Origin of the sequence: Halomonas halocynthiae DSM 14573, assembly GCF_000425725.1 — a bacterium.
Lineage (GTDB): Bacteria > Pseudomonadota > Gammaproteobacteria > Pseudomonadales > Halomonadaceae > Halomonas > Halomonas halocynthiae.
Genome location: NZ_KE384439.1, coordinates 445561 through 469936 on the forward strand (window position 1 = coordinate 445561; position 24376 = coordinate 469936).

Genomic DNA, 24376 nt, shown 5'->3' on the forward strand with positions numbered 1-24376 from the left:
GCGCTTCTTGTCGGTGCAGTGGCAGTGATTGAGGTAGTGATCGCTTAAACTGCCGCGCCCTCTAGTGAGGTGGGTTCTTGGTGGGCACGGCAGTTATTACGTTCGTGCATCTCGCGTAAGCGGCGACGAAATAAGGGTTCGGTGCTGTCCACGCCGGGCTGGTAGCTACGACTGAACGTTTTCAGCGCCCGCAAAGCGTCTTCAATAATTTGATCCTCACGCAGCGAAAAAGCATCAAAGCCACAGCGTGACAGGTAAAATAACTGATCGATCAGCACATCACCGACTGCGCGAATTTCTCCTTGATAGCCATAGCGCTCTCGCAGCAATCGAGCCGTGCTATAACCACGACCATCGGTAAAGACAGGAAAGTCGATGGCAATCAGTGGTGCGCTGGCAAGCTCTGCAGCAAGTTCTGCGCTCAGCTCAACATCGCTGGCAAGCCACGGCGCGATATCAGCACCTTTGGCCGAGGCCTGCCACTGTTCCAGAGGAGCGATTAAGCGGCCGCCTGGCGTGGTGGCCTTATGCGCGTCAAGGCGTATCTTGGACTCTTGGTGCGGCTCACTCTGTGTGTTATCACTTTCTGAGCTATCACCTCGCCATAGACCCCAGCGGTCATCAACGTGACGGCCACGCAGAATCAACGGGCGTTCGCTGTAAGCCCCTGTAATCTGTTCAGGCATATACATGCTCCTTGAAAGGCTTGATGCCCAAGCGCCGATAGGTATCGAGAAAGGTTTCATCCGGCTGGCGGTTACCAACATACACTTGCAACACTTTATCGATGACTTCAGGCACATCGGCGCGGTAAAAAGAAGGGCCGAGAATTTTGCCCAGTGACGCGCCATTGCCTTGACTGCCACCGAGTGAAATCTGGTAGTACTCTTCGCCTTTTTTGTCGACACCAAGAATGCCGATGGTACCGACATGGTGGTGTCCGCAGGCATTCATGCAGCCGGAAATGTTGAGCTCTAGCGGTCCCAAGTCATAGAGAAAATCAAGATCCTCGAAACGCTCTTGAATGGCTTGAGCAACGGGAATCGACTTGGCATTAGCCAGCGCGCAGTAGTCGCCGCCGGGGCAGCAAATCAGGTCTGACAAGGTGCCAACAGTGGGGTTGGCCAGGCCGAGTGCATCCAGTTTGTGCCACAGCTCTTCAATGCGATCAACGGCAACATCGGTAAGCACTAGGTTTTGCTCATGAGTGACGCGAATCTCGCCATAGCTGTATTCATCGGCTAGGTCGGCGATGGCTATCATGTGCTCTGACGTGACATCGCCTGGCGCATGCTCACGGCGCTTCAGTGACAATGTGATGGCTTTGTAGCCCGGTGTTTTATGGTTGGTCACGTTATTGGTGACAAAGCGTGCGAAGGCGCGGTTTTCATTGCGCAGTTGTTCGTATGCCTCAATCGCTTCTGCAGGAATATCGCGCCACTCGGGATCAATAAAGTGCTGAGTAACTGCCGCGACGGCTTCTGACGTCAGTGTTTGCGGGCCATCTTTCAGGGATGCCCATTCCAGCTCAACCCGACGGCGAAACTCATCAATTCCTAGTGCTTTAACCAGTATCTTGATGCGCGCTTTAAACTTATTGTCGCGGCGCCCGAACTGGTTATAGACCCGAACTAACGCCTCTAGATAGGTCAGTAGATGCTGCCAGGGAAGGTCGTCACAAACCACGTCGGCGATCATTGGGGTTCTGCCTAGGCCACCACCTGCTAGTACGTTGATGCGCACTTCACCAGACGCATTACGCCATAGTCGAAGGCCTACATCATGAACCTGAATGGCGGCTCGATCCTCTTCGGCGCCGGTTACCGCAATCTTGAACTTACGTGGCAGGTAAGCAAACTCAGGGTGAAAGGTAGACCATTGACGAATCAGCTCGCACCATGGGCGCGGGTCAACGCTTTCATCGTCGGCAATGCCAGAGAACTGATCCGTGGTGGTGTTACGGATATCGTTACCGCTGGTTTGAATCGCATGCATTTGTACACTGGCCAGTTCTGCCAGGATATCTGGCACGTCTTCTAGCTTCGGCCAGTTAAGCTGCAGGTTCGTACGAGTGGTGAAATGGCCATAGCCGCGATCATAGCGTGCCGCTATTTCACCCAGTTTGCGCAACTGATAAGACGCCAGCATGCCGTAAGGGATAGCGATGCGCAGCATGGGCGCATGACGCTGGACATAAAGCCCATTCTGCACGCGTAATGGAAGAAACTCAGCCTCGCTAATCTTACCTTCAAGATAGCGGCGCATCTGGTCACGGAATTGGGCGACACGTTCATCGACCAGAATTTGGTCGTGGTTATCGTAGCGATACATTCGGCGCGTTCCTGAAAAAGGGAAGTGGCTCATTTAGCTCCACCATAGCGCCTGTCTTTTATTCAATAAAAGAATAAATGGCTATCAATCATAATTTTTTGGTAATAAAAGGTGGGTTGCTGGGGCAGCTGAATGCATCTCAGGAGGCAGCAAAAAGGGTTGCTGCCCACTGGGATGCATTTAACACCGCGATGATACCCGAGCCTGGCCCGCGACACGGTGGTTTCATTCATTATCACTCAGGGTCGTAAGAGAGCACAGGGGCTAACCAGCGCTCCATGTCATCCTGTGTGCGGCCTTTTCGATGGGCCAAAGACTCGACTTGGTCGCGAGTGATTTTCCCAGTAGCAAAGTATTTCGACTGTGGATGAGAAAAATACCAACCCGCCACAGCAGCAGCAGGCCACATCGCAAAGTTTTCGGTTAGCTCCAGTCCTGAATTAGCGGTGGCATCAAGCAGGCGGAACAAGGTGGTTTTTTCGGTGTGATCAGGGCAGGCGGGATAGCCCGGAGCGGGGCGAATGCCTTGGTATTTCTCCGCAATTAACGCGTCATTATCTAATGACTCTTCCGGTACATAGCCCCAGAACTCTTTGCGCACGCGTTGGTGAATTCGTTCAGCGAATGCTTCGGCTAACCGGTCGGTCAACGATTGAATCAAAATCGCATTGTAATCATCACCGGCAGCCTTGTACTCCTCAGCGAGTGCTTCCACGCCATGCCCTGTAGTGACTGCGAAGCCGCCGATCCAGTCTGGTTTGCCGCTTTCTTTAGGGGCGACAAAATCCGCTAGGCTGTAACAGGTTCCATCACGGTTCTTGGTGGTTTGTTGGCGGATATGATGCAGCCGTTCAACCACTTCGCTGCGTGACTCATCAGCGTAGATCTCAATGACATCGTCATCGACGCTGTTCGCTGGCCATAGGCCAATCACGCCACGCGCCTGCACCCGCTTTTCATCAATCAGTTTACGCAGCATGACCTGGGCATCATTGAACAGGTTGCGCGCGGCTTCCCCGACCGTTGCGTCATCGAGAATTTTTGGGTATTTGCCTGCCAGCTGCCAGCTAATGAAAAATGGTGTCCAGTCAAGGGTTTCTAGCACGTCATTGAGGTCATAGTCGTCAAAGCGCAGTAGTCCGGTCATGGCGGGGCATGGTGGCGTGTAATCGTTCCAGTCAATTACTGGCTTGCGCTTGCGCGCTTCGGTATAGCTCAAGTCGGCGGCTTTAGGGCGGCGCTTGGCATTTCGCTCACGCACCTTCTCGTACTCGGCGTGTATTTCAGCAACGTATTCCGATTTCAGTTCTGGCGACAGAAGCCTGGAGGCAACACCTACGGCACGCGACGCATCCGATACATAAATGACGGGGTGCTCGTAGCCAGGTGCGACTTTAACCGCCGTATGAGCCTTAGAGGTGGTGGCGCCACCAATTAGCAACGGCAGTTCAAACCCTTGGCGCTGCATTTCCTTAGCCACACTGACCATCTCATCAAGAGAGGGAGTGATGAGCCCGGACAGACCAATAATGTCAGCTTTTTCATCAATAGCCGTTTGCAAAATTGTTGCAGCAGGCACCATTACGCCTAAGTCAATCACGTCATAGTTATTACATTGCAGTACTACCCCGACAATGTTTTTTCCGATGTCGTGAACGTCACCTTTGACGGTGGCCATGACAATCTTGCCCTTGGCTTGAGTGGTTTCATCTTTTTCGGCTTCAATGTAGGGCAGCAGGTGACCCACTGCCTGTTTCATGACACGAGCCGACTTAACCACTTGAGGCAAAAACATTTTTCCTGCCCCAAAGAGATCGCCAACCACATTCATGCCATCCATTAATGGGCCTTCGATAACCTCAATAGGGCGCTCAAATTGCTGACGAGCTTCTTCGGTATCTTCAAGGATAAATGCCGTCACGCCCTTAACTAACGCATGCTCGATGCGTTTTTCAACAGACCAGCTGCGCCACTCCAAGTCTTCTTTTTTCTCGGCACTACTGTTGTCATCTTTATATGTCTCGGCCAATTCCAAGAGACGCTCTGTGGCGTCTTCATGACGATTAAGTACTACGTCTTCAACGGTTTCGCGTAGCACGTCATCTAGGTCGTCATAGACACCCAACTGGCCCGCATTGACGATCCCCATTGATAGGCCCGCACGAATGGCGTGGTAGAGAAATACCGAGTGAATGGCCTCGCGTACCGTGTTGTTACCGCGAAATGAAAAGGACACGTTGGAGACACCACCGGACACCATGGCGTGGGGCAGGTTTTCACGGATCCACTGGGTGGCCTGAATGAAGTCGACGGCGTAGTTATTATGCTCTTCGATGCCGGTGGCGATGGCAAAGATATTGGGGTCGAAGATGATGTCCTCGGCAGGAAAGCCGATATCATCAACCAGCAATCGGTAGGCACGCTCACTGATTTCAGACTTGCGGGCAAAGGTATCTGCCTGGCCACTTTCGTCGAAAGCCATAACGACAACAGCGGCACCATGGCGGCGGCAAATAGCAGCTTGTTCGCGAAAGCTCTCTTCACCCTCTTTTAGCGAGATGGAGTTGACGATGGCCTTGCCTTGAATACACTTCAGACCTGCTTCAATAATCTCCCATTTGGACGAATCGACCATAATGGGGACCCGGGAAATATCCGGCTCACCTGCAATGAGGTTGAGAAAACGCACCATGGCTTCCTGAGACGCCAGCATGCCTTCATCCATATTGATATCAATGACCTGAGCACCGTTCTCTACTTGCTCTAGGGCCACCTCAAGAGCGGTGGTGAAGTCATCTTCTTTGATTAGGCGCTTGAAACGGGCTGACCCTGTCACGTTGGTGCGCTCACCGACGTTAACAAATAGTGAGTCAGCTGTGATGTTGAACGGCTCTAGCCCCGAAAGTCGGCAGGCGGTTTCAATTTGCGGTATTTGCCTGGGGGATATGCCATCAATGGCTTGTTTAATGGCGCTAATATGCTCTGGTGTAGAGCCGCAGCAGCCGCCGATAATGTTAACTAGGCCACTTTGTGCAAACTCAGCAACAATCTCGGCCATTTCTTCGGCGGTTTGGTCATACTCGCCAAACTCGTTAGGTAAGCCCGCGTTGGGGTGCGCTGAGACAAACGTATCGGCTTTGTCAGACAGCTCGTGCAGATAGGGGCGTAGTTCAGCGGCGCCCAGAGCGCAGTTCAGGCCGATGGTCAATGGCTTGGCATGGCGTACTGAATTCCAGAACGCCTCGGTGGTTTGGCCTGACAGCGTGCGGCCTGAGGCGTCAGTGATAGTGCCGGATATCATCACCGGCAGGCGTTCCCCCCGCGCTTCGAACAACTCTTCTAGGGCGAAAATGGCTGCCTTGGCATTGAGCGTATCGAAAATTGTTTCCAGCATGATTACGTCGCTACCGCCCTCAATCAACGCTTCAGCGGCCTCATAGTAATTTTCGCGCAGAGCATCAAAAGTAACGTTGCGTTTGGCAGGATCGTTAACATCTGGTGACAATGAGCAGGTGCGCGATGTTGGGCCCAGCACGCCTGCAACAAAGCGCGTAACGCCCGTGTCGTTGGTTACCGCATCACAGGCTTGGCGGGCTAACCTGGCGGCTTCACGGTTTAGCTCAGGCACCAAGTCTTCCATGCCATAATCCGACTGGGAAAGCCGCGTGCTGTTAAACGTATTAGTTTCAACAATATCGGCACCAGCCGCTAAATAATCGCGATGAATACGCACTACCAGTTCAGGTTGTGTCAGCACTAGCAGGTCATTATTGCCCTTGAGGTCGCTTGGCCAATCAGCAAAGCGTGTACCGCGAAAATCGTCTTCGCTGAGTTTGGCATTCTGCAACATGGTACCCATCGCGCCATCAAGCATCATGATGCGTTGCTTCAGACATTCGGTCAGTGTGGCAGTTTGGGCTGAGTCGGGGAGGGTAGCCATGGTGAAAAACGTTCTCCAGCGTGAATATGACATTAAGGTATTAAGAGTATTATTTAATTTTCGACTTTTTTATCAGTTTTTTATTCTTTTTGGGCATATCAATACGCTGCTTAGTTGACCCTAAGGTGTGTGATTTAATGTGTCGAAACAGAATAGCAAAAGTATACCGTAGCGAGCAGGGTCGATGCGGGTGCTATGTAGGCTTGGCTCATCGTTTTAACAAAGACCTACCAATACACTCGGGATTGTCTCGCAACCGTGAGTCGCTTACCATAAGTGCCATGTCATTTACTTTCCGTTCCGCGCAAGCACCTTAAATAAGCGTGGTTCGACCAGCGAGAGAGCCATGAGCGAAACGATTCAGATTACCGACAGTGCCCAGGATTACCTTGCCGAGCTGCTAGCCAAGCAGGATGTCGAAGGTATCGCCGTGCGTATTTTCATTACCCAGCCAGGCACGCCCTATGCAGAAACTTGTTTAGCCTATAGTCGGCCGGGTGAAGAAGAGCCCACCGACGAGCAGCTAACGCTTGAAAAGATTAATGTATTTCTCGACAAGAACAGCTTAGCGTTTCTTGAAGATGCTGTGGTGGACTTCAACGCCGATCGCATGGGGGGCCAGCTAACCATCAAGGCACCGAACGCTAAGATGCCGAAGGTCAATGCTGACAGCCCGCTGGAAGATCGCATTAATTATGTGCTCTACAGCGAGATTAATCCTGGCCTGGCTGCCCACGGCGGCGAAATCAAACTGATTGAGCTGACAGAGCAACAGGTGGCTATACTGGCTTTCGGTGGTGGTTGCCAAGGCTGTGCTGCGGTTGATTTGACCCTGAAGGACGGTGTCGAGAAAACCCTAATGGAACGGATCCCTGAGTTAGCGGGTATTCGCGATGTTACCGATCACACAGACACTACTAACGCCTACTATCGTTAAGTGAGCTGAACTGCAGACCAAGCTCGCCATCATAGGCGGTGGCGAGCGTTATGTTTTTTAGGGCTTATTGTTGCTCAAAAAGCACCTCTAGTTCCTGCTGGTCGGCTTGAAGCTCAGCAACGGCTTCGTTGAGCTTCTCGCTACGCCTACGAATTTTTTTTGCATCACCTTTTTGTTGTGCGCTTTTCAGTTCAGCTTGGCGCTCTTGAACCTCTTCCAGGCTCTCGCGAACAGCCTCTTCGGCATCTGCTAGCACGCTTTCGTTAGTGCAATGCTCCTGTACTGCCTCTAGTGCCTTGGTCAGACCGCGTATGTGATGCTCATTAGCATCCTGTTCAGCAATATGAAGCTGGGCCTGGATCTCTTCAGCTTTGGTTTGGCACAGAGGCTCTAGGTTTTCCGTCGCAAAAGCGGAATAACTGAAAACGAGAGGTGGCGCACTGATCAACAATGTAGTGACATGGCGAGTAACATTTTTCATGAGCTTATTTCCTGATGCTTTGGTGTGAGAGCTTAGGGTGTGAGAGCTTAGTAAGAGTAACGATAAATAGTTCAATCTTCTTTCGCAGCTTTATGATCAGCGTCGCTAATCACTCGCTCTAGCGATACCCAGAGCCGATCCTGCAATTTGCCTTCCAGTGCTTCTATCTGAGCGTCGCGTTGCTCCAGCCGTTCAGTCAAGGTGACGATATCTTCCTGGCGTGCTGTTTCAATAGCACTAAGGCGCGATGCTTCGGTTTTTGCTGCGTCTTCTCGCTGTTGACTAAGCATGCGTTCACGTTGCCATTCAGCCTGGGCTTCGGCCAGCGCCTGATGTTGAGCCTTGAGCTCGTTCTGGGTTCTGTCAAGTTGCTGCTCAAGCCGATTACGCTGCGCGTATTGCGCTTTTTCGGCTTGACGGTATTCCAGCCGAGCTTCATCTAGCAGGTTCATTAAACGAGCCTCAGCTGCCTCGTGGCGCTTTTCTTCCTGGTTCAGCTGTGCCTGTTTCGTGGCCTCGAGCTCGCGGTAGCGCTGCTGAAAGTGAGCCTCGCGTTCTTCCATCTTCTGCTGGGCTTTACTGGCTTGCTCAGATAATCGTTCAACCTGTTTTTGCAGTTGCTCATTGGCTTGATAAGCCGTCTCTAGTTCAGCCTGGCTGCGCGCCAGTTCGGCGCTATGTTCTGCCAGGCGTTCATCTAGCCGCGCAAGATGACCTGAAAGTGCAGATTCGCGTTGTTCGGCATCTTCAGCGCGTCGCCCCGACTCCGTCACTTGCTCATGTGCTTCGGCCACCTGTTGATCCGCTAATTGACGATAGTGAGCCAGGCTCTCATTCGCGGCCTGTTGTGCCTGTTCCCATAAATTTTCGGTGAGCGCCTGAAGTGGAGCGGGCATCCCACGGGCCGGGGGCTCATCCTTACGCTGATCTTTGCGGACACGCCATTCGCGCAGATGCTCACTAATCGTAGTAAAGCTGCCAGTGCCAAGCACCTCGCGAACTTTTTGCACGCTGGGCGCTTCTTGACGCTGTAGGAGCGTATCGATAGCGCGTTGCACATCTTCATACGTAATACCGATTCTGGCCATGTCTACTCCTATCAACAGTAGTGGAGTGAGGGGCGTGGTGAGCCGAGCCAACGCTTATGCAGGCTGTAGGATCAATAAATACCTTAACGGCTACTTGGGGCGGCACCAGTGTAACGCAATGCCGTAATGAATCCTGCACTTCTGGCATCGCCTTGCTTTGCAAAAGCGCTTTTCTCAACACCCTCTTTTAACCACGCCTCCTCATGCGTATCTCCTAGGGGGATTCTTGAAGAATCCTTCAAAACATTAGGAAATATGCCGAGACTAGAAAGCTGTGTAATGTATTATTACATAATACATAATTATACACTACATATTGGGTATAAAATTCAAGATTACCCGTATTATCTTGATTATTTACCCTGGCGCGCCGACACTACGCATACGATGGCACGGCAGTTAGAGAAAGCTGGAGTCAGTGGAGCAGGTGGTCGAATAAAGGTGAGATATGACACATAAGCCGCTGTTGCCAGAAAATCGGGATGGTTGCGTCCAGCAGGTTGGGTTGGGTGATGTGGCGAGCCGCTCGGTAATTGGCTCGCCGCGGATCAGCGCGGCAAGCGATATCGAGGCCGTGTCAGCCTGGCTGATGGAGTATCGCGCGACCCCTAATACTCAGCGCGCCTATCGGAGAGAGGCTGAGCGGTTATTACTGTGGATGGCCGATACGCAATATCACGCAAAGCCACTGAGCTTAACGGGGCTACGCCGTGATCAGTTGGCTGTGTTTGAGCAGTTTTTGGCCGACCCGCAGCCTGCTGAGCGCTGGATTGGTCCTGTTCGCCCGCGCAACGATAGCCGTTGGCGTCCGTTTCGAGGGCCGCTGTCTCCTGCCAGCCGTCGTCAAAGCCTGGTGATACTACAAGGTATGTATGCTTGGTTGACCGAAGCTGGGTGGGTAGACCACAACCCCTTTCGGCTGATGCGTGACAAGCGCCGCCGGTTAGATAATCGCAGCAACCGAGTTGAGCGCTACTTGGAGCGCCCGCTGTGGGACTGGCTCTGGCAGTGGCTGAATACATCGCTGCACGCGTCGGCAACACCTCGACAGCAATTCGAGGCTCAGCGGCGACGGATAATATTTGGATTTGCCTACCTACTGGCACCTCGGCTTGGGGAAATGGCCGCGGCTCGGATGAATGATTTTTTTATGAGAGAAGGTCGGTGGTGGTGGCGTGTCGTGGGGAAGGGCAGCAAACTGGCTACTATTCCGGTACCGCCAGATATGTGTCGTCTGTTAGAGGAATGGCGTGCACATCTAGGGCTCTCGGGGATGCCTAAAGCAAATGAGGCTACACCATTGTTACGTGGCATGGATAAGCAGCGAGCCATTGGTGACAACCAGCTGTACCGACTGATACGTGATGTTTTTCAGCAGGCGGCGGTGGCTCTAGAAGAGAGCCTTGGGTGCAATGCTAAGCGTGACGTCGCAATGTTGTTGCGCGCTACACCACACTGGCTACGACACACGGCGTTGACACATCAAGCTCAAGCCGGTGTAGAGCTGCGCTATTTGGCTGAGAATGCGCGCCATGCTCGACTCGACACGACGGCTCGCTATCTGCACACCGAAGACGAGCAGTGGCATGAGCAGCAATCACGTCATGGGTTATCTCCCATGAAACAAGCGGAGCACGGCTTTGCGTCTAACGCTAATTCAGGGGCGGACGAGCAGGGCAATGGACCGCTATAATAAGGATAAAATCTTCCATGGAGCCTAAAATGACTGTGAGTACCGCTGAAGCCGCTCAGCAAGAACTGCTGGAAGAATTCGAGCTGTTTGATAACTGGATGGATCGTTATCAGTATATTATTGACTTGGGCAAGCAACTACCCGCATTGCCAGAAGAGTATCAGACGGATACCTATCGCATTCAGGGCTGCCAGTCTAATGTGTGGATGAACGATCGTCGCGAAGGCGAGCTGCTGCATTTTGATGCAATGTCTGATGCAGCCATTGTGTCAGGATTAGTTGCAGTGCTGATGCGTATTTACAGTGGTCGAACACCACAGGATATTTGCAACACCTCACCTCATTTCCTACATGACCTTGGTCTAGACAAACATTTGTCACCAACCCGCAGCAATGGCCTTAATGCCATGCTGCAAAAGATCTATCGGGTGGCAGAGCAAGAGTCAGCAAGATAATCTCTTGGTCAGTTGATCAAAAAAAGTATTAGTTTTTCATTAGTTTATCAGCAAGATAGCGAAACTAATGACAAGGAGAATATCATGAAAACACAACTGCTTGCCGCCGCCGTAATGCTGTTGCTGTCTGGCTGTGCGCAAATCGGTCAGTGGGAAGAGGAGATGGACGCAGAGCAGGAAGCTGCTGATATAAAAAAGTGTGAAAACCGAGGGTTTTCAAGAGGCAGCTCAGCAATGGCTACCTGCCTTCAAACTCTTTCCCGTGAGCGTGAAGCCGAACAGGATCGTTTTGAGCGGGAGTACGAGCGGGAAGAGGCTGAGAGGAAGGCCAAGAAAAAAAAGAAATAATTCGTAGTCACAAAATCACACTTCGAATGGGTGAATGACGTTCGGCATTACCATCAAACTGCTTGACCTCAAGGAGGATGGAACGGTCAAGCAGACCAAGCGCGATGACTTCAACGATGCCTAGTGAGGCAACAGCGATGCAAACAATAGCGCATAGCGCCGATGCGTATTTCCATGTGCGGGTTTTAATCGGTCTTGTCACTGGACTTGGCCTGGCAAGGCTGCTGACCGGGTTGGCACGTTTTGTTCAGCACCCCAGTCGTGCGCAGATATACCCGCCGCATCTGGTGTGGGTCATATTCATGCTGATCTATATCATCCATTTCTGGTGGTTTGAGTTTGGTCTATCCATAATCAATGTGTGGGAGTTTGAAAACTATTCCTTTGTTATGTTGTATGCGGCACTGTTGTTTTTTATAACGACGTTGCTGTTTCCTGACCAGATGGGTGATTATTCAGGTTTCGCAGAATACTTCATGTCACGCAAGCATTGGTTTTATTCCCTTCTGGCCGTGGTTTTTATTATCGATATATTGGATACCCTTATGAAAGGGCAACAGTATTTTTTCGCACTGGGTGCCTGGTATCCTATAAAACAGATCGGCTTTGGCCTTTTGTGTGGGGCAGTGATGCTCACCAACAATGCCAGAATGCATACGGGGTTTGGTCTGATCGCTATTTTTGCAGAGCTTTGGTGGATCGCCTCGAAATTTCGATTTCTTGACGTATCATGACCCGTATTCATTGTGGCCTAAGCATTGAAGGCAAGGAAACTCACTTCAAACCCTGGCCCAGATTCACACCCCCTGAGAATAAGGAGGCCTGAGCCATGATACCTTCCCCGGTTAGTATGATCAGTATCATCTGTGTGACGGTACTTTTTGGTATGTCGTTTAACGCTCAGTCGGCAGAGTGCAATCATGCTGTTGACCAAAGCACTCTGAACCGCTGCGCGGACCAGGAATTTGAAGCAGCCGATGCGCGCCTTAACACAACCTATAAGGTGCTGGCCCAGCAACTCGATGCGGCCAGTCTGGAGCGGTTGAGGCAGGCGCAACGGGCATGGGTTTCCTACAGGGACGCACAGTGTGCCTTCGAGTCTGGGCCATCAAAGGATGGCAGCATATACCCAATGATTCTTTCCGGCTGTATGGAGGAAGCCACGACCGCACGGACCTCTGAGCTGGAAGCGCATCTTTCTTGTGAAGAAGGGGATGTTTCTTGCGTTCGCCGGTAGATGAGCAGCAGATACGATACGTGGAGCCTGGCGCGTCCCGTCAGATAGCGACTGTGCTAGAAGGGCCCCTGGCAAGGATGTTGCGCGTGACGTGGTCTGCTCTGAAGGCGCTATGCCACACTGGGATGTGACATAGCGAAGAGGAGTGGTCTAGCCCTGATATTCTTGGCCATTAATCCAAGTCGCATGCACGGCGCGCTCGTCGCCTAGAATCATCAGCGCAAATAGCCGTTCAGCTAGGCTTTCAGTGCGAGCGGTGCGACGTTTGAGCAGTGGCGTGGCAGCGGGATCCAGTACCACAAGGTCTGCTTCGCTGCCGGGTGCAAAATGCCCGATAGCATGATGCAGGTGTAGAGCACGAGCATTACCCAGCGTGAGTTGATAAAAACCTTGCCAGGCGGTGAGCGGTTGGCCCAGCAGCTGACCGACCTGGTAAGCAGCCTTTAGGCTTCCCAGCCCGGAAAGTTCCGTTCCGGCACCAATATCGCTGGCCAAGCTGATTTTTAGCCCAGCGTCGCGGCAGGCCAGTCGATCGAATAACCCGCTACCTAAAAATAGGTTGGAGCTGGGGCAGAACGCGATATTTGCCCCGCGCTCTGCCAGTCGGCGGCGCATATTTTGGTCCAGATGGATGCCGTGAGCAAAGGTGCTGCGTGGACCAACGAGGTCGAAATGCTCGTAGACTGCCAGATAGTCCTGACAGTCTGGGAATAGCTCGGCTACCCAGGCGATTTCTCCCGCGTTTTCTGACAAATGTGTTTGCAAGTACAGCTCGGGTGCGTTGCGTAATACGCCACCCGTGGCATCGAGTTGTTCGCGGCTGGAGGTTGGCGCAAAGCGTGGCGTCAGGCTGTAGCTTAGCCTGTCTCGGTCGTGCCAGTCGGCGATCAGGCGCTCACTTTCTATGATACCGCCGCCAAGCGGGTCAAGCAGCGCTTCGGGCCCATGGCGGTCCATCAGAACTTTACCCGCTAACATACGCATTCCACGGCGCTGTGACGCGGAGAAAAAGGCATCTACCGAATTAGGGTGTGACGTGCAGAATACCTGTGCTGTGGTGGTACCCGCGTCAATTAGCTGATCAAGAAAGGCGCTGGCGACCTCGTCAGCATAAGCTCGCTGGGAGAAGCGGCACTCCTCGGGAAAGGTGTACTCGTTGAGCCAGTCCAGCAGTTGGCGGCCATAAGACGCCATGATATCAAGCTGGGCATAGTGTATATGCGGATCGATAAAACCAGGCATCAGCAATTTACCGCGATAATCGACATGCTGGATGTTGGCTGGCGCATGCTTCACCACTTCTTGATAGTGCCCAATGTCTTTGACGCAGCCGTTTTCAATAAATAACGCGCCGTCTAAGTAATGGTTAATGCTACTGGGCGCAGGCGTATCGCCCTCGCCAGGATCGTCGGTAAAACTAAGCACTTCGCCGCGCAGCAGATAGCGGTTATCCGTCATGCTTGACTCCATAGGCAGGTGATTCGTGAGAAGAAGGTGTAAATGCCGGTGCCTGATTGAGCAGGCCGCGCAGCAGCGCTGGGTCGAGCCCGCGCCGACTGGCGGTGGGTACCTGTGTTACCAGTGAGGTTTTCAACGTTAGAAGCTCAGCGGCCACCGCCAAGGCAATTTCGTAAGGCCGCTTGCCAATTGCGCCGGGAACGCCAATTGGGCAGCGAACCTTGGCTAGCCGTTCGTCGCTGTGTCCGGCGTCTCTCAGCCGACGCCGAAAGCTGGCCCACTTGGAATCCGAGCCAATCACGCCCAGTGAGGCAAGATCGTCGCGGCCCAGTAGCGCATCGAGCAGGGCGCGATCCAGGGCATGGTCATGGGTCATGATCAATACATGGGAGCCCGGTGCCAACTTTGCGACAGTCTGTTTAATACCTGATTCGTCGGGTGTATAGCTGTGACGAGACTGGCGCTCGACGGCAGGTGTCTCCGGAAAACCATCGCGGCGGCTGTCGAGCCAGTCGATACGCCATGGCAGGGGAGCGAGCACCTGGGCCAGGGCGCGTCCCACGTGTCCGGCACCGAACAGCGCCACCTGCATCTCTGCCGCAGGGAACAGTTCGATCAGCACCTGCACGTGGCCGCCGCAGCACTGGCCGGAACGTCCGCCTAGAGGAAAGTCCTCCAGCCGTAGTCCTGCTTCTCCGCTGGCCAGCCAGAGCTGAGCTGTTTCGATCACTTGCTCTTCAAAGTGGCCTCCACCCAGGGTATCAATGCTGATGTCAGTAGTGATTATCATGCGCGCGCCGGGCTCTCTAGGTGTCGAACCTGCTGCCGCTACCACGGTGGCTAGTGCATGAGGGCGGCCATCGCGTTGCAGTTGATGTAGCGCTTCATGCCAGGTTTGAATGCTCATTAGCCTGGGCCCTCGGTTTTCAACCGCTCAATAGTCATCAGCACACGTTCGGGGGTAGCTGGCGTGTCTAACGGTGGGCAAGTGCGGTAGTCGGTAAGGCTTGATAAGGCATCACGCAACGCCGACCACACGGAAATACCCAGCATGAAAGGTGGCTCACCCACGGCCTTGGAGCGGTAGATGCTGGCTTGAGAGTTAGGGTGCCCCTCGAGGAGTTTGACGTTAAACACCGGTGGCAAATCGCCAAAAGCCGGTATCTTGTAAGTGGAGGGGCCGTCAGATGTCAGGCGGCCAGCATCGTTCCAAGTGAGTTCTTCGCTGGTCAGCCAACCCATTCCCTGAATAAAAGCGCCTTCTACCTGGCCTGTATCAATCGCTGGGTTTAGCGAGTCGCCAACATCGTGCAGGATATCGGTGCGAGTGAGCCGGTATTCGCCGGTAAGCGTATCGATCTCGACTTCAGACACCGCTGCGCCGTGGCTAAAGTAATAAAACGGTCGGCCTTTAGCCGCATGGCGATCGTAATGAATCAGCGGTGTGGCATAAAAGCCTTTCTCAGACAACGACACCCTTCCCCTGTAAGCTGCCTGAATCAGCTCACCCCAGGCAATGCGCTGTTCACTTTCATCGATGCCAGCGACAAGATGGCCGTTTTCAAGCCGCATGGCTTCTCGGTCTAACCCGCCATTGTTTTGATCAAAGTGTGTCGCAGCAAAGTCGAACAGTCGCTCGCGCAGCTTGCTGGCTGCATCTCGTGCTGCCTGGCCGTTGAGGTCGGCACCACTGGAGGCGGCAGTGGGTGAGGTGTTGGGCACCTTGTCGGTGCGAGTGGCGCTGATGCGCACCTCGGTCATTTCTAGCCCCAGCTCGCGAGCGACTACTTGGCAGATCTTGGTGTGCAGCCCCTGCCCCATTTCGGTGCCGCCGTGATTGATCATCACGCTACCGTCGGTGTAGACGAGTAGCAGGGCACCGGCCTGGTTGAGGTGCTGTAGAGTAAAAGAAATACCGAACTTTACTGGCGTTAGTGCGAGCCCTTTTTTGATGATCGGGCTTTGCGCGTTGAACGCGTTAATCGCTGTACGGCGAGCCCAATAATCACTGCTGTCTTCAAGCTGACTGATGAGGTCCGACAGCAACGACAGCTGCTCCACACGCTGGCCGTAATGGGTTATGTCACGCCCCTGGCGATAGAGGTTGCGTTTGCGAATGGTCAGAGGGTCTTGACCGAGGCGACGGGCGATGTCGTCCATGGCCTGTTCGATGATCATCATGCCTTGGGGGCCGCCAAAACCACGAAAGGCGGTATTCGATGCCTTGTGGGTACGCGCACGGTGCCCGGTGACTCTGGCAGAGCCCAGCGAGTAGGCGTTATCCGAGTGAAACATGGCGCGGTCGACAATGGCGTCAGACAAGTCCGGCGAATGTCCGCAGTCGCCCACCACGGTAATCTCGCCGCCCAGCAGCACGCCCTGGTCATCTACGCCGAGTCGATAGCGGTTATGGAATGGATGGCGCTTGCCGGTGGCGTGCATGTCATCACGGCGAGGCAGGCGCAGTTTAGCCGCACGGCCGGTGCGTCGAGCAATAATCGCGGCAATACAGGCCCAGGGCGATGCTTGAGTTTCTTTGCCACCAAAACCGCCGCCCATACGCCGGTTTTCTACAGTGACGGCATGAAGTGAGATCCCCAGTACCTCAGCAACCAGCGTTTGGGTTTCACTGGGGTGTTGGTTCGAGGTGTAAACAATTACGCCCTCGTCTTCGCTGGGTGCCACCAGGCAGGCTTGCCCCTCAAGATAAAAATGCTCTTGACCACCGACGAATTGCTCACCCTCAAATACGTGTGCTGCCTGATCCAGTGCCTGCTGCCAGTCGCCGCGCTGTTGAACATGGGTAGGGCGCACCAAGTTGCCGCGCTCAACGGCGTCCAGCGGGTCGAAACTGGGCGTACCTTCGCGAATATCAATGTCAGCCAGCGTGATCGCACGGCGGGCGGCTTTTTCGCTTTCGGCGGCTACGGCAAACAGGCACTGGCCGACATAGCTGATTTCGTCGTCGACAAAGAGCGGGTCACCGGCAAACACTGGGCCGATATCCGTGTGGCCGGGCACATCAGCAACGCTGATCACGTCGATGACACCGGCTGCAGCTCTCACTTTATCGAGGTTCAAATGATGAAGGCGGCCGTGAGCCACTGTCGATAGACCAACGGCGACATGCAGAAGGTTCGCCGGCGCAGGTAAGTCATCAATGTAGTCTGCACGGCCGGTGACATGCTTGATAGCGCTTTCGTGAGCATGAGAATGGTTGGCAGCACTCTTTTTGTCATGAGCCGGGCCAGAGGACGGATCAAGCTTAGTGAGCGTACGCATCGAGAGTCACCTTGATCGCTGAGTGGTTGTTATCTGCCTCAATCATTAGGCGCAGCCGTTCAAGTAGGTTGCTGGCGGCTGTGCGGCGATACTCGGCGCTACCACGCACATCGTTCATTGGCGTGAGTTCTTCGCCTAGCTGTTGACGGGCGGCAGCAAAGGCGGCGCTGTCGGGTGCGCGACCTTCAAGCGTGGCTTCGGTGGCGGTGGCTCGTAGTGGAATGGCGGCCATGCCACCAAAAGCCAGGCGCACATCACGTAGTACGCCTTCTTCAATACGCCAGGCGAAGGCCCCGAGCACCGCTGAGATGTCATCCTCTCTGCGCTTAGACAGCTTCCAAATTTTGAGATTGTGTTTGAGATTACGGCCTGCTGAAGGGTGAGGTATGAATATCGCGGCGATGAATTCGTGCTCGGCCAATGCTGTCTTACGGTAATCGAGGAAAAAGTCCTCTAATGGTAACTCGCGTGCTCCCTCGGGCCCATCTAAACGCAGACGTGCTCCTAGTGCCAGTAGCACCGGCGGGCCATCACCAATTGGTGACGCGTTAGCAATGTTACCGCCCAGCGTGCCGCGGTTGCGGATCTGAGACGAAGCGAAACGGTGCAGCAAGTGCTCAAAAGCGGGGAAATGTTCAGAGAACAGCGGCGATAACTCCGCTAACGTAATGGCAGCACCGATCCACCAGCCACCGGCGGTTTCATCGATGGTTCTGAGTTCAGCGACCTGATGTACATCGATGATATCGTCCAGTGTCTCGAGGCGCTGGGTCGTCTCCAACCATAAATCAGTACCACCGGCGACCAGTTTCGCTCTGGGCCGCAGGCGTTTCATCTCACGCAGTGCGGCAATATCTTGCGGCATGGCATAGTTTTGCGGTGCAACGTAGGCATCAGAGCGCAAGCCGGCAAGATTATCAGCCAGCTCAGTATTATCGGCCCAGGCCAGCTGGAAGTCTGGATAGTCACCCATCGCCAGCGCGGCATCGCGGATCGGGCGATAGCCGGTGCAGCGGCACAGGTTGCCGCCCAGCGCTTGCTCCAGATGTTGCTGAGTGAGCGGGGCGCGCGTGCGGCGCTGCTGCTCATACAGGGTAAATAGCGACATCACGATGCCAGGTGTGCAAAAGCCGCACTGGCTGCCATGGTGGTCGACCATGGCAGCCTGGGCTGGGTGTAGTTGGGAAGAGTGTGGCTGGGCGGAATGCGGGGTGTCACTGCGTGCCAATCCTTCCACAGTCACCAGATGGCAGCTGGCCACTTGATGTGCAGGCAGGATGCAAGCGTTGGCACTGCGATACTCAAGCTCACCCTGAGCATCCAGCTCGCCGATGGCCACGGTGCAGGCGCCACAATCGCCCGATGCACAACCTTCTTTCGTGCCGGTTTTACCCAGATGAAGCCGCAATAGCTCAAGTAGGCTGGTCTCAGCGGGCACATCGGCACACTGTTGTCGCCTGCCATTCAGGTAGAAGTCGATCATGGCCGTCTCCGTGTTGTCGTTGTGTTTGTTGGCCGAGGAAGTCCGTTATCTTTAATTCTTGACCATGTGGTCAGTTTTCGCAAGTCTAGCGTTATTTTTTTATTGCCAAACTACTGCCATCTATTTTTCACGCGGGGCCAAGTGGCTTGTGCGAAGTAAAGTACCAAACAAAAAACGCGAGAATACCGAGGCAGGGGAGGCGTCTGAATTGCTTGAACACGGGCTCTCAGGCAAAATTTCTGCCTGATATAACGGTCTCCAGGCGAGGGCTCATGGACAAGGCAAGGCGGCATGGCGTGCAGAATGAGCAACAAAGCGAGCCAGATAATGGGCACAGCGTTGAGCAGGAAAGCGGCGGCGTCATCCGTCAGCGCAATGAGCGCGCCATCCTGGCGGCAGCAGAGCGGATATTTGCGCAGCACGGCTATCGCGGTACCAGCCTGCAGCAAATCGCCGAGCAAGCGGGGATGCCCAAGTCTAATCTGCTGTATTACGTCGGCAGCAAGCGCAAGCTCTATGTGCGTCTGCTGGAGCGTACTATGACGCGCTGGAACGTCATGCTTGACAACATCTCGGCCGATGATGATCCCGCTGAGGTGCTGTCGGCCTTTATCCGCTCCAAGATGCAAATTTCGCGCCAGCACCCTGAAAGCTCACGACTGTTTGCCAGTGAGATTCTGGGCGGCGCTCCTTTTCTCCAGGAATATTTGCGCGGTGAACTGCGTGATTGGGTGTTGAGCCGTTCGGCGGTGTTCAAGGCATGGGCCGACCGCGGCCTAATGGACCCGGTCGATCCGGTGTGGCTGATCTTTTTGATCTGGTCATCGACCCAGCACTACGCAGACTTCGAAGCTCAAGTGTTAGGCATCACCGACCGCGATGCGCTCAGCGATGATGACCTAGAAGACATTACCCGCTTTTTGACCCGCATGGTGCTCAAAGGCTGCGGCGTGAAGGCTGTCGAGCTGAGCCAATGAGCGTTTAGGCAGGGTTCAGGTGGTTGCCAGCATCACGACGCAGAGTGCCGCAGTAATCCACATCGCCGGTTTGATCTCCGATATTCTGCCGGTCAGGGTTTTGATCAGCACAAAGGTCATGAAGCCGAAGGCGATTCCAAGAGTGATCGAATAGGTCAGTGGCATCAGGATGATGGCCAGAAACGCTGGGAATGCTTGGTCAAAGTGGGTCCAGTCGATCTTGCTTATTGGTGCCATCATGAATAGCCCAACCATGACCAGCGCAGGCGCTGTGGCAATACTCGGTACCAGCGATAACAGCGGTGACAGAAACAGGAACGGCAAGAAAAGCAGGGCGATGACCACTGCCACTAATCCCGTCCGTCCGCCCTGAGCCACCCCTGCACCGGACTCGATGAACGTCTGTGCGGCGCTGGTGCCCAGCGGTGCCGCAATCATCGAGGCAAAAGCATCGACTGTCATCGAGCGTTTGAGGTTGCGCGGATTGCCGTTCTTATCTTTGAGGCTATCGCCCGCCGACTCGGACAGCGCCATGAAGCACGACAACGCATCGAAAAAATTGGTGAACAACATGACGAAAATAAACGGCAGATAAGCCACCTTGAGCGCGCCAAGGATATCGACCTGCATCACTGCTCCAAAGTCGGGCCAGGCGGCTAGGCCGCTCCAGGCGACGACGACTTCATCGCCCCATAGGTGGCCCATAGGGGCGGCCAGCAGGGTGGTCAGCGCAATACCCATGATGAGCGCGCCGTTGAAGCGCTGAATCACGAAAATGGCTGTGGCAACCAAGCCAATGAAAAAGGTGGTCAGCTGAGCGTCGATGGTGCCCAGTGACACCAGAGTGGCATTGCTGCCAACGATGAAACCGGCATTTTGCAACCCGATAAAGGTGATGAACAGCCCGATACCACAGGTAATGGCATAGCGCAGCGAGGCAGGGATGGCGTCGATGACGGCTTCGCGGACGTTAAACATGGCAAGTACTGCAAACATCACCCCCGACCAGAATACGCAGCCCAGCGCCACTTCCCAGGACAGGCCGGCACCCAGCACCAGGGTATAGGTGAACAGTGCATTCATGCCCATGCCCGGTGCCACCAAAATGGGGTTGCGCGCATAAAGCCCCATGGCCAGGCTGCTTAAAAAGCTGATCAGCACGGTGGCTGACAGTGCCGAGGTAAAAGGGATGCCCGCGGCAGAAAGTACCGCCGGGTTAACCACGATGATATACATGCCGGCCAGGAAGGTAGCGACGCCTGCCAGCAGTTCGGTTCTCAGTGTGGAGCCACGCCGAGTAACGCCAAACCAGCGGTCAAGAAAGTGCTGATTCTGTGGGTCTGGCGCAGCCGCGGGTGAACGCCCTTCGGGGTGTGTCGTTGTCTGTTGCATGCCATTTAACCCTGTTGTTGTTGTGGGGTGTTGTCATGGAAAACTTGAATCGCTATATCTTGACCGCTTGGTCAGGATGAGGGGCTAAGCGTAGAATCACTGGCGAGAGATAGCAAGAACCGAGATGGAAAGAATCCATACAAGTATCGGCAATGTGGGCAAAGAGACGAAGATGGCTGACGCTGGGCAAAATACCTCGGACAGGCAACAAGCCGCCGCGCTGCCAATTGAGGCGCAGCTGGCTGATATTCTTGCCGCACTGAACTCGTTTTCGCAGGCATTGTTGGTAGCCGAGCCTGGAGCAGGGAAAACAACACGCGTGCCCCTAGCGCTACTTAACGCGCCCTGGTGTCAGGGGAAAAAGCTATTGCTGTTGGAGCCGCGCCGCGTTGCCGCTCGCTTAGCGGCTGGGTTCATGGCCGAGCAGCTGGGAGAAGCCTTGGGGGAAACGGTAGGTTATCGTATGCGCGGTGAAACCCGAGTGAGTGCGAATACGCGCCTTGAGGTTGTCACTCAGGGGGTGCTAACGCGCATGTTGCAAGATGATCCTCTGCTGGAAGGCATCGCTGGAATCATTTTCGACGAGTTTCACGAACGCAGCTTAGAGGCGGACCTGGGCTTAGCGTTGGCACTCGATGCCCAGACCGTGCGCGATGACCTGCGCTTGCTGGTGATGTCGGCGACCCTCGATGTGGCCTCGCTTACCGCGGTGCTTGGCGAAGACACGCCGGTGGTTGACTGTCCCGGTCGCCAGTTTCCGGTAGAAACCCGCTACCGCGAGGCGGCGGGGCGTGATCCAGTGGCGCATCAGGCCGAGGTGATTGCCGAAGCACTGGCGAAGGACAGCGGAGACGTGCTGGTGATTCTGCCGGGTGTCGGCGAGATCCGCCGTCTGAAAAGTGCTCTGGCCAGCCGTTTTTCAGGACTTGCGTCTGCGCCTGTCGTTGGCGAACTGCATGGCCGTCAGTCGCTGGCCGAACAACGCAGGGTACTCCGCCCCGTGAGTGATGCTCAACGCCGAGTCGTGCTGTCTACCGCGATTGTCGAGTCCAGCGTTACCGTGGACGGCGTGGGCGTGGTCATTGATGCCGGTCGCGAGCGGCTGGCCGTGTATCAGCCGCGCAGTGGTCTGACTCGGCTCGAAACGCGGCGTATCAATCGTGCCAGTGCCGACCAGCGGCGTGGTCGGGCAGGGCGTCTGGGGCCCGGTGTGTGCTATAGGTTGTGGGGCGAGGAGCAACCGCTGCCGGCAGACCGCGAGCCGGAAATCTTACAAGCCGATTTGTCGTCACTTGCTTTTGAGTTGGCACGTTGGGGTATTACCGAGCCGCAAGCATTGCAGTGGATTACCCCACCGCCGATAGGGGCCATGAAGGCGGGCCAGAAGCTGCTCGCTCGGCTCGGCTTGCTTGACGAGCATGGCCATCTGACACCGCTGGGGCATCGTTGTGAGCGTTGGCCAGCATCGCCTCGTTCGGCCTTGCTGCTGAGTCAGGCATCCGAGCTGGGCGCGAATATTGCCGCGCTGGCGTGTTGTTTGGTGGCGTGGCTTGATGTCCGAGATGCCGGTGGCGAACAGGATCCGCTGGACGCACTGAGAAAACACCTAGCTCGGCCCAATGACTTTCAACATTGGCGTCGCGAGGCAGAGCGCCTGTTGAAATTGATGCCAGCTGGCGTCAGAAATGTGCGCTTGGCTCAGGTCGATTTACCGCACGATTCGGCGTATATCAGCCAACTGCTGGCGATGGCCTGGCCAGAGCGAATAGCCCAACACATCTCACCTGGTGAGTTTCGGTTGGTAAGTGGCGCTAAGGCAACGCTAGATGCGCGCAGCTCTCTGGCACGTGCCGAGTTGATTATTGCGATAGCGTTGGATGGAAGGGACGGCGGGGGACGTATTTATCGCGCGACGCCATTAAGCCATCAGAGCTTGGTTGAGTGTTTTCCGGAAGCATTGACCTGGCGTGATCACTTAGTCTGGGATGACGATCAGGGGTGTCTGGTCGGTGAGCAGCGCCAAGGGTTAGGCGCGGTGATATTGGCGCGCCGGCCACTGCGTGGCAAACCTCCTGAGGTGGTACGCCAAGCGTTGATTGATGCCCTTGAGCGGCGTCAGCGACTGCCTTTCGACACCGAAGGCGAGCAACTGCGTGGTCGCGTGGCATTACTGCGCCGCGAACTTGGGGAGCGTTGGCCGGACTGGTCAGACGCCTCATTACTTACTGACCTGGACTTCTGGCTAGGCCCGCACGTAGCTGGCCTGCAGAGCATTGATGATATCGCTAAATTGCCGCTATCTCGTGTGTTGCTAAATCGCCTGGACTGGTCGCTGCGCTCTCAGCTCGATACGCTGGCGCCGACTCATCTGCAGGTGCCTAGCGGTTCTCGGGTTGCGCTTGACTATACGGACGACATTCCGGTGCTTGCTGTAAAGTTGCAAGAGCTGTTTGGCTGGCAAGACGTGCCAACACTGGCAGAAGGGCGGGTGGCCCCATTGGTACACCTGTTATCACCAGCGCGCAGGCCACTTCAAGTCACCCGTGATCTAGCCAGTTTTTGGGCCAACGGCTACATCGAGGTGCGTAAGGACATGCGCGGCCGCTACCCCAGACATCCTTGGCCGGAAGATCCGCTGAGCGCCACGGCCACCGCCAGCGTCAAGCCACGGCGATAGTCACGCTGGTGACACGTGCAAAACAGCCACTCATTACCGATTGATCATTGACTTGGTGACACTCTCGATGCCAAACGTAACAGCACCTGAAAATTGCCCTTGCAGTAGCGGGCTACCTCTCGCGGCTTGCTGTGGGCGCTACCATAATGGTGAGCCAGCGCCCACGCCGGAAGCGTTAATGCGCTCACGTTTCAGTGCCTTTGCATTGGGCTTGAGTGACTACGTGTTGGAAACGTGGCATCCCGATCAGCGTCCAGCCAGCCTGTTGGATGATAGCTTAACGGAATGGGTGCGATTAGAGATTCTCAGCAGCCAACAACAGGACGATGCAGGCCAAGTGCATTTTCGGGCAATTTTTCGCGAGAATAATCGCTGGAATGCTCTGGAAGAAGATTCAAGCTTCATTCGCACAGCAGGGCGCTGGTTGTATGTCGACGGCGAAACAGCCGTTGTGTCGCTTAAGCCAGGGCGCAACGCAGATTGCCCGTGCGGTAGCGGGCGTAAAGCAAAGCGCTGTTGCTGCTAAAAAAATGACCGAGCCATTCGCTCGGTCATTCGTGCTTACCGGTGGTACTTGCAGATAGTGCCTGCAAAGCG

At 54.8% G+C, this 24376-nt stretch carries 19 protein-coding genes; 9 read left to right on the top strand and 10 right to left on the bottom strand.

Annotated elements, in window-relative coordinates; translation table 11 throughout:
* Positions 1 to 44: 44 nt before the first annotated feature.
* From H616_RS14470 to metH, 3 genes are all read right to left on the bottom strand, one after another.
* The gene (locus H616_RS14470) at positions 45 to 686 is read right to left on the bottom strand and encodes a DUF934 domain-containing protein (protein WP_084155773.1); all 642 of its coding nucleotides are present in this window, start codon (positions 684 to 686) and stop codon (positions 45 to 47) included.
* Positions 679 to 2331, bottom strand: a complete 1653-nt coding sequence (locus H616_RS0107695; protein ID WP_027966845.1) for a nitrite/sulfite reductase — start codon at positions 2329 to 2331, stop codon at positions 679 to 681. Before H616_RS0107695 ends, H616_RS14470 begins: the two co-directional genes overlap by 8 nt.
* A 235-nt stretch (positions 2332 to 2566) precedes the next feature.
* Positions 2567 to 6271: a methionine synthase gene (gene metH / locus H616_RS0107700; RefSeq protein ID WP_027966846.1), complete on the bottom strand. Its 3705-nt coding sequence runs from the start codon at positions 6269 to 6271 to the stop codon at positions 2567 to 2569.
* A gap of 346 nt (positions 6272 to 6617) precedes the next feature.
* Between metH and nfuA the strand changes: the two genes are divergently transcribed.
* Positions 6618 to 7208, top strand: a complete 591-nt coding sequence (nfuA, locus tag H616_RS0107710; RefSeq protein WP_027966847.1) for a Fe-S biogenesis protein NfuA — start codon at positions 6618 to 6620, stop codon at positions 7206 to 7208.
* 64 nt (positions 7209 to 7272) lie between these two features.
* Here nfuA and H616_RS0107715 read toward each other — a convergent pair whose 3' ends face one another.
* Both H616_RS0107715 and H616_RS0107720 read right to left on the bottom strand, forming a co-directional pair.
* Positions 7273 to 7689 (bottom strand): DUF1090 domain-containing protein, encoded by a 417-nt coding sequence (locus H616_RS0107715; RefSeq protein ID WP_027966848.1) that lies wholly within the window; start codon positions 7687 to 7689, stop codon positions 7273 to 7275.
* Between the two features lie 71 nt (positions 7690 to 7760).
* A complete protein-coding gene (locus tag H616_RS0107720; protein ID WP_027966849.1) occupies positions 7761 to 8777 on the bottom strand; it encodes a DNA-binding protein in 1017 nt (338 codons plus the stop codon).
* A 448-nt stretch (positions 8778 to 9225) separates the two neighbouring features.
* On the opposite strand from H616_RS0107720, the gene H616_RS14475 reads away from it, so the two are divergent.
* The 5 genes from H616_RS14475 (at position 9226) to H616_RS0107750 (ending at position 12510) form a co-directional block, all read left to right on the top strand.
* Entirely contained in the window at positions 9226 to 10470 is a 1245-nt protein-coding gene (locus H616_RS14475) for a tyrosine-type recombinase/integrase (protein WP_084155775.1), read from the top strand.
* Between the two features lie 29 nt (positions 10471 to 10499).
* Positions 10500 to 10925 carry a SufE family protein gene (locus H616_RS0107730; protein WP_027966850.1) on the top strand — a complete coding sequence of 142 codons (426 nt, stop codon included), beginning with the start codon at positions 10500 to 10502 and terminating at the stop codon, positions 10923 to 10925.
* 84 nt (positions 10926 to 11009) lie between these two features.
* A complete protein-coding gene (locus tag H616_RS14480) occupies positions 11010 to 11273 on the top strand; it encodes a hypothetical protein (protein ID WP_035572744.1) in 264 nt (87 codons plus the stop codon).
* Positions 11274 to 11377: 104 nt separating this feature from the next.
* Entirely contained in the window at positions 11378 to 12007 is a 630-nt protein-coding gene (locus H616_RS0107745) for a hypothetical protein (protein ID WP_205619069.1), read from the top strand.
* Between the two features lie 95 nt (positions 12008 to 12102).
* Positions 12103 to 12510: a lysozyme inhibitor LprI family protein gene (locus H616_RS0107750; protein WP_051234078.1), complete on the top strand. Its 408-nt coding sequence runs from the start codon at positions 12103 to 12105 to the stop codon at positions 12508 to 12510.
* Positions 12511 to 12660: 150 nt separating this feature from the next.
* On the opposite strand, the gene guaD is transcribed toward H616_RS0107750, so the two are convergent.
* Genes guaD through xdhA form a run of 4 tightly spaced genes read right to left on the bottom strand, consistent with a single transcriptional unit; the run spans position 12661 to position 18733 of the window.
* Positions 12661 to 13968, bottom strand: coding sequence for a guanine deaminase (guaD, locus tag H616_RS0107755; RefSeq protein ID WP_035572745.1), 1308 nt, complete (start codon positions 13966 to 13968; stop codon positions 12661 to 12663).
* Complete coding sequence (xdhC, locus tag H616_RS14485; protein WP_051234080.1) at positions 13958 to 14875, bottom strand: xanthine dehydrogenase accessory protein XdhC; 918 nt, start codon at positions 14873 to 14875, stop codon at positions 13958 to 13960. Before xdhC ends, guaD begins: the two co-directional genes overlap by 11 nt.
* Positions 14875 to 17250: a xanthine dehydrogenase molybdopterin binding subunit gene (gene xdhB / locus H616_RS0107765; protein ID WP_027966854.1), complete on the bottom strand. Its 2376-nt coding sequence runs from the start codon at positions 17248 to 17250 to the stop codon at positions 14875 to 14877. The genes xdhC and xdhB overlap by 1 nt, the downstream gene beginning before the upstream one ends.
* Entirely contained in the window at positions 17234 to 18733 is a 1500-nt protein-coding gene (gene xdhA, locus H616_RS0107770) for a xanthine dehydrogenase small subunit (protein ID WP_027966855.1), read from the bottom strand. The genes xdhB and xdhA overlap by 17 nt, the downstream gene beginning before the upstream one ends.
* 272 nt (positions 18734 to 19005) lie before the next feature.
* Here xdhA and H616_RS0107775 point away from each other — a divergent pair, with 272 nt between their 5' ends.
* Entirely contained in the window at positions 19006 to 19710 is a 705-nt protein-coding gene (locus H616_RS0107775; protein WP_084155777.1) for a TetR/AcrR family transcriptional regulator, read from the top strand.
* A 15-nt stretch (positions 19711 to 19725) separates the two neighbouring features.
* On the opposite strand, the gene H616_RS0107780 is transcribed toward H616_RS0107775, so the two are convergent.
* Positions 19726 to 21102 (bottom strand): NCS2 family permease, encoded by a 1377-nt coding sequence (locus H616_RS0107780; protein WP_027966857.1) that lies wholly within the window; start codon positions 21100 to 21102, stop codon positions 19726 to 19728.
* 172 nt (positions 21103 to 21274) lie between these two features.
* On the opposite strand from H616_RS0107780, the gene hrpB reads away from it, so the two are divergent.
* Together hrpB and H616_RS0107790 are read left to right on the top strand one after the other, a co-directional pair.
* Positions 21275 to 23779 (top strand): ATP-dependent helicase HrpB, encoded by a 2505-nt coding sequence (gene hrpB / locus H616_RS0107785; RefSeq protein WP_051234082.1) that lies wholly within the window; start codon positions 21275 to 21277, stop codon positions 23777 to 23779.
* Positions 23780 to 23846: 67 nt separating this feature from the next.
* Complete coding sequence (locus H616_RS0107790; protein ID WP_027966859.1) at positions 23847 to 24305, top strand: YchJ family protein; 459 nt, start codon at positions 23847 to 23849, stop codon at positions 24303 to 24305.
* Positions 24306 to 24376: the final 71 nt, after the last annotated feature.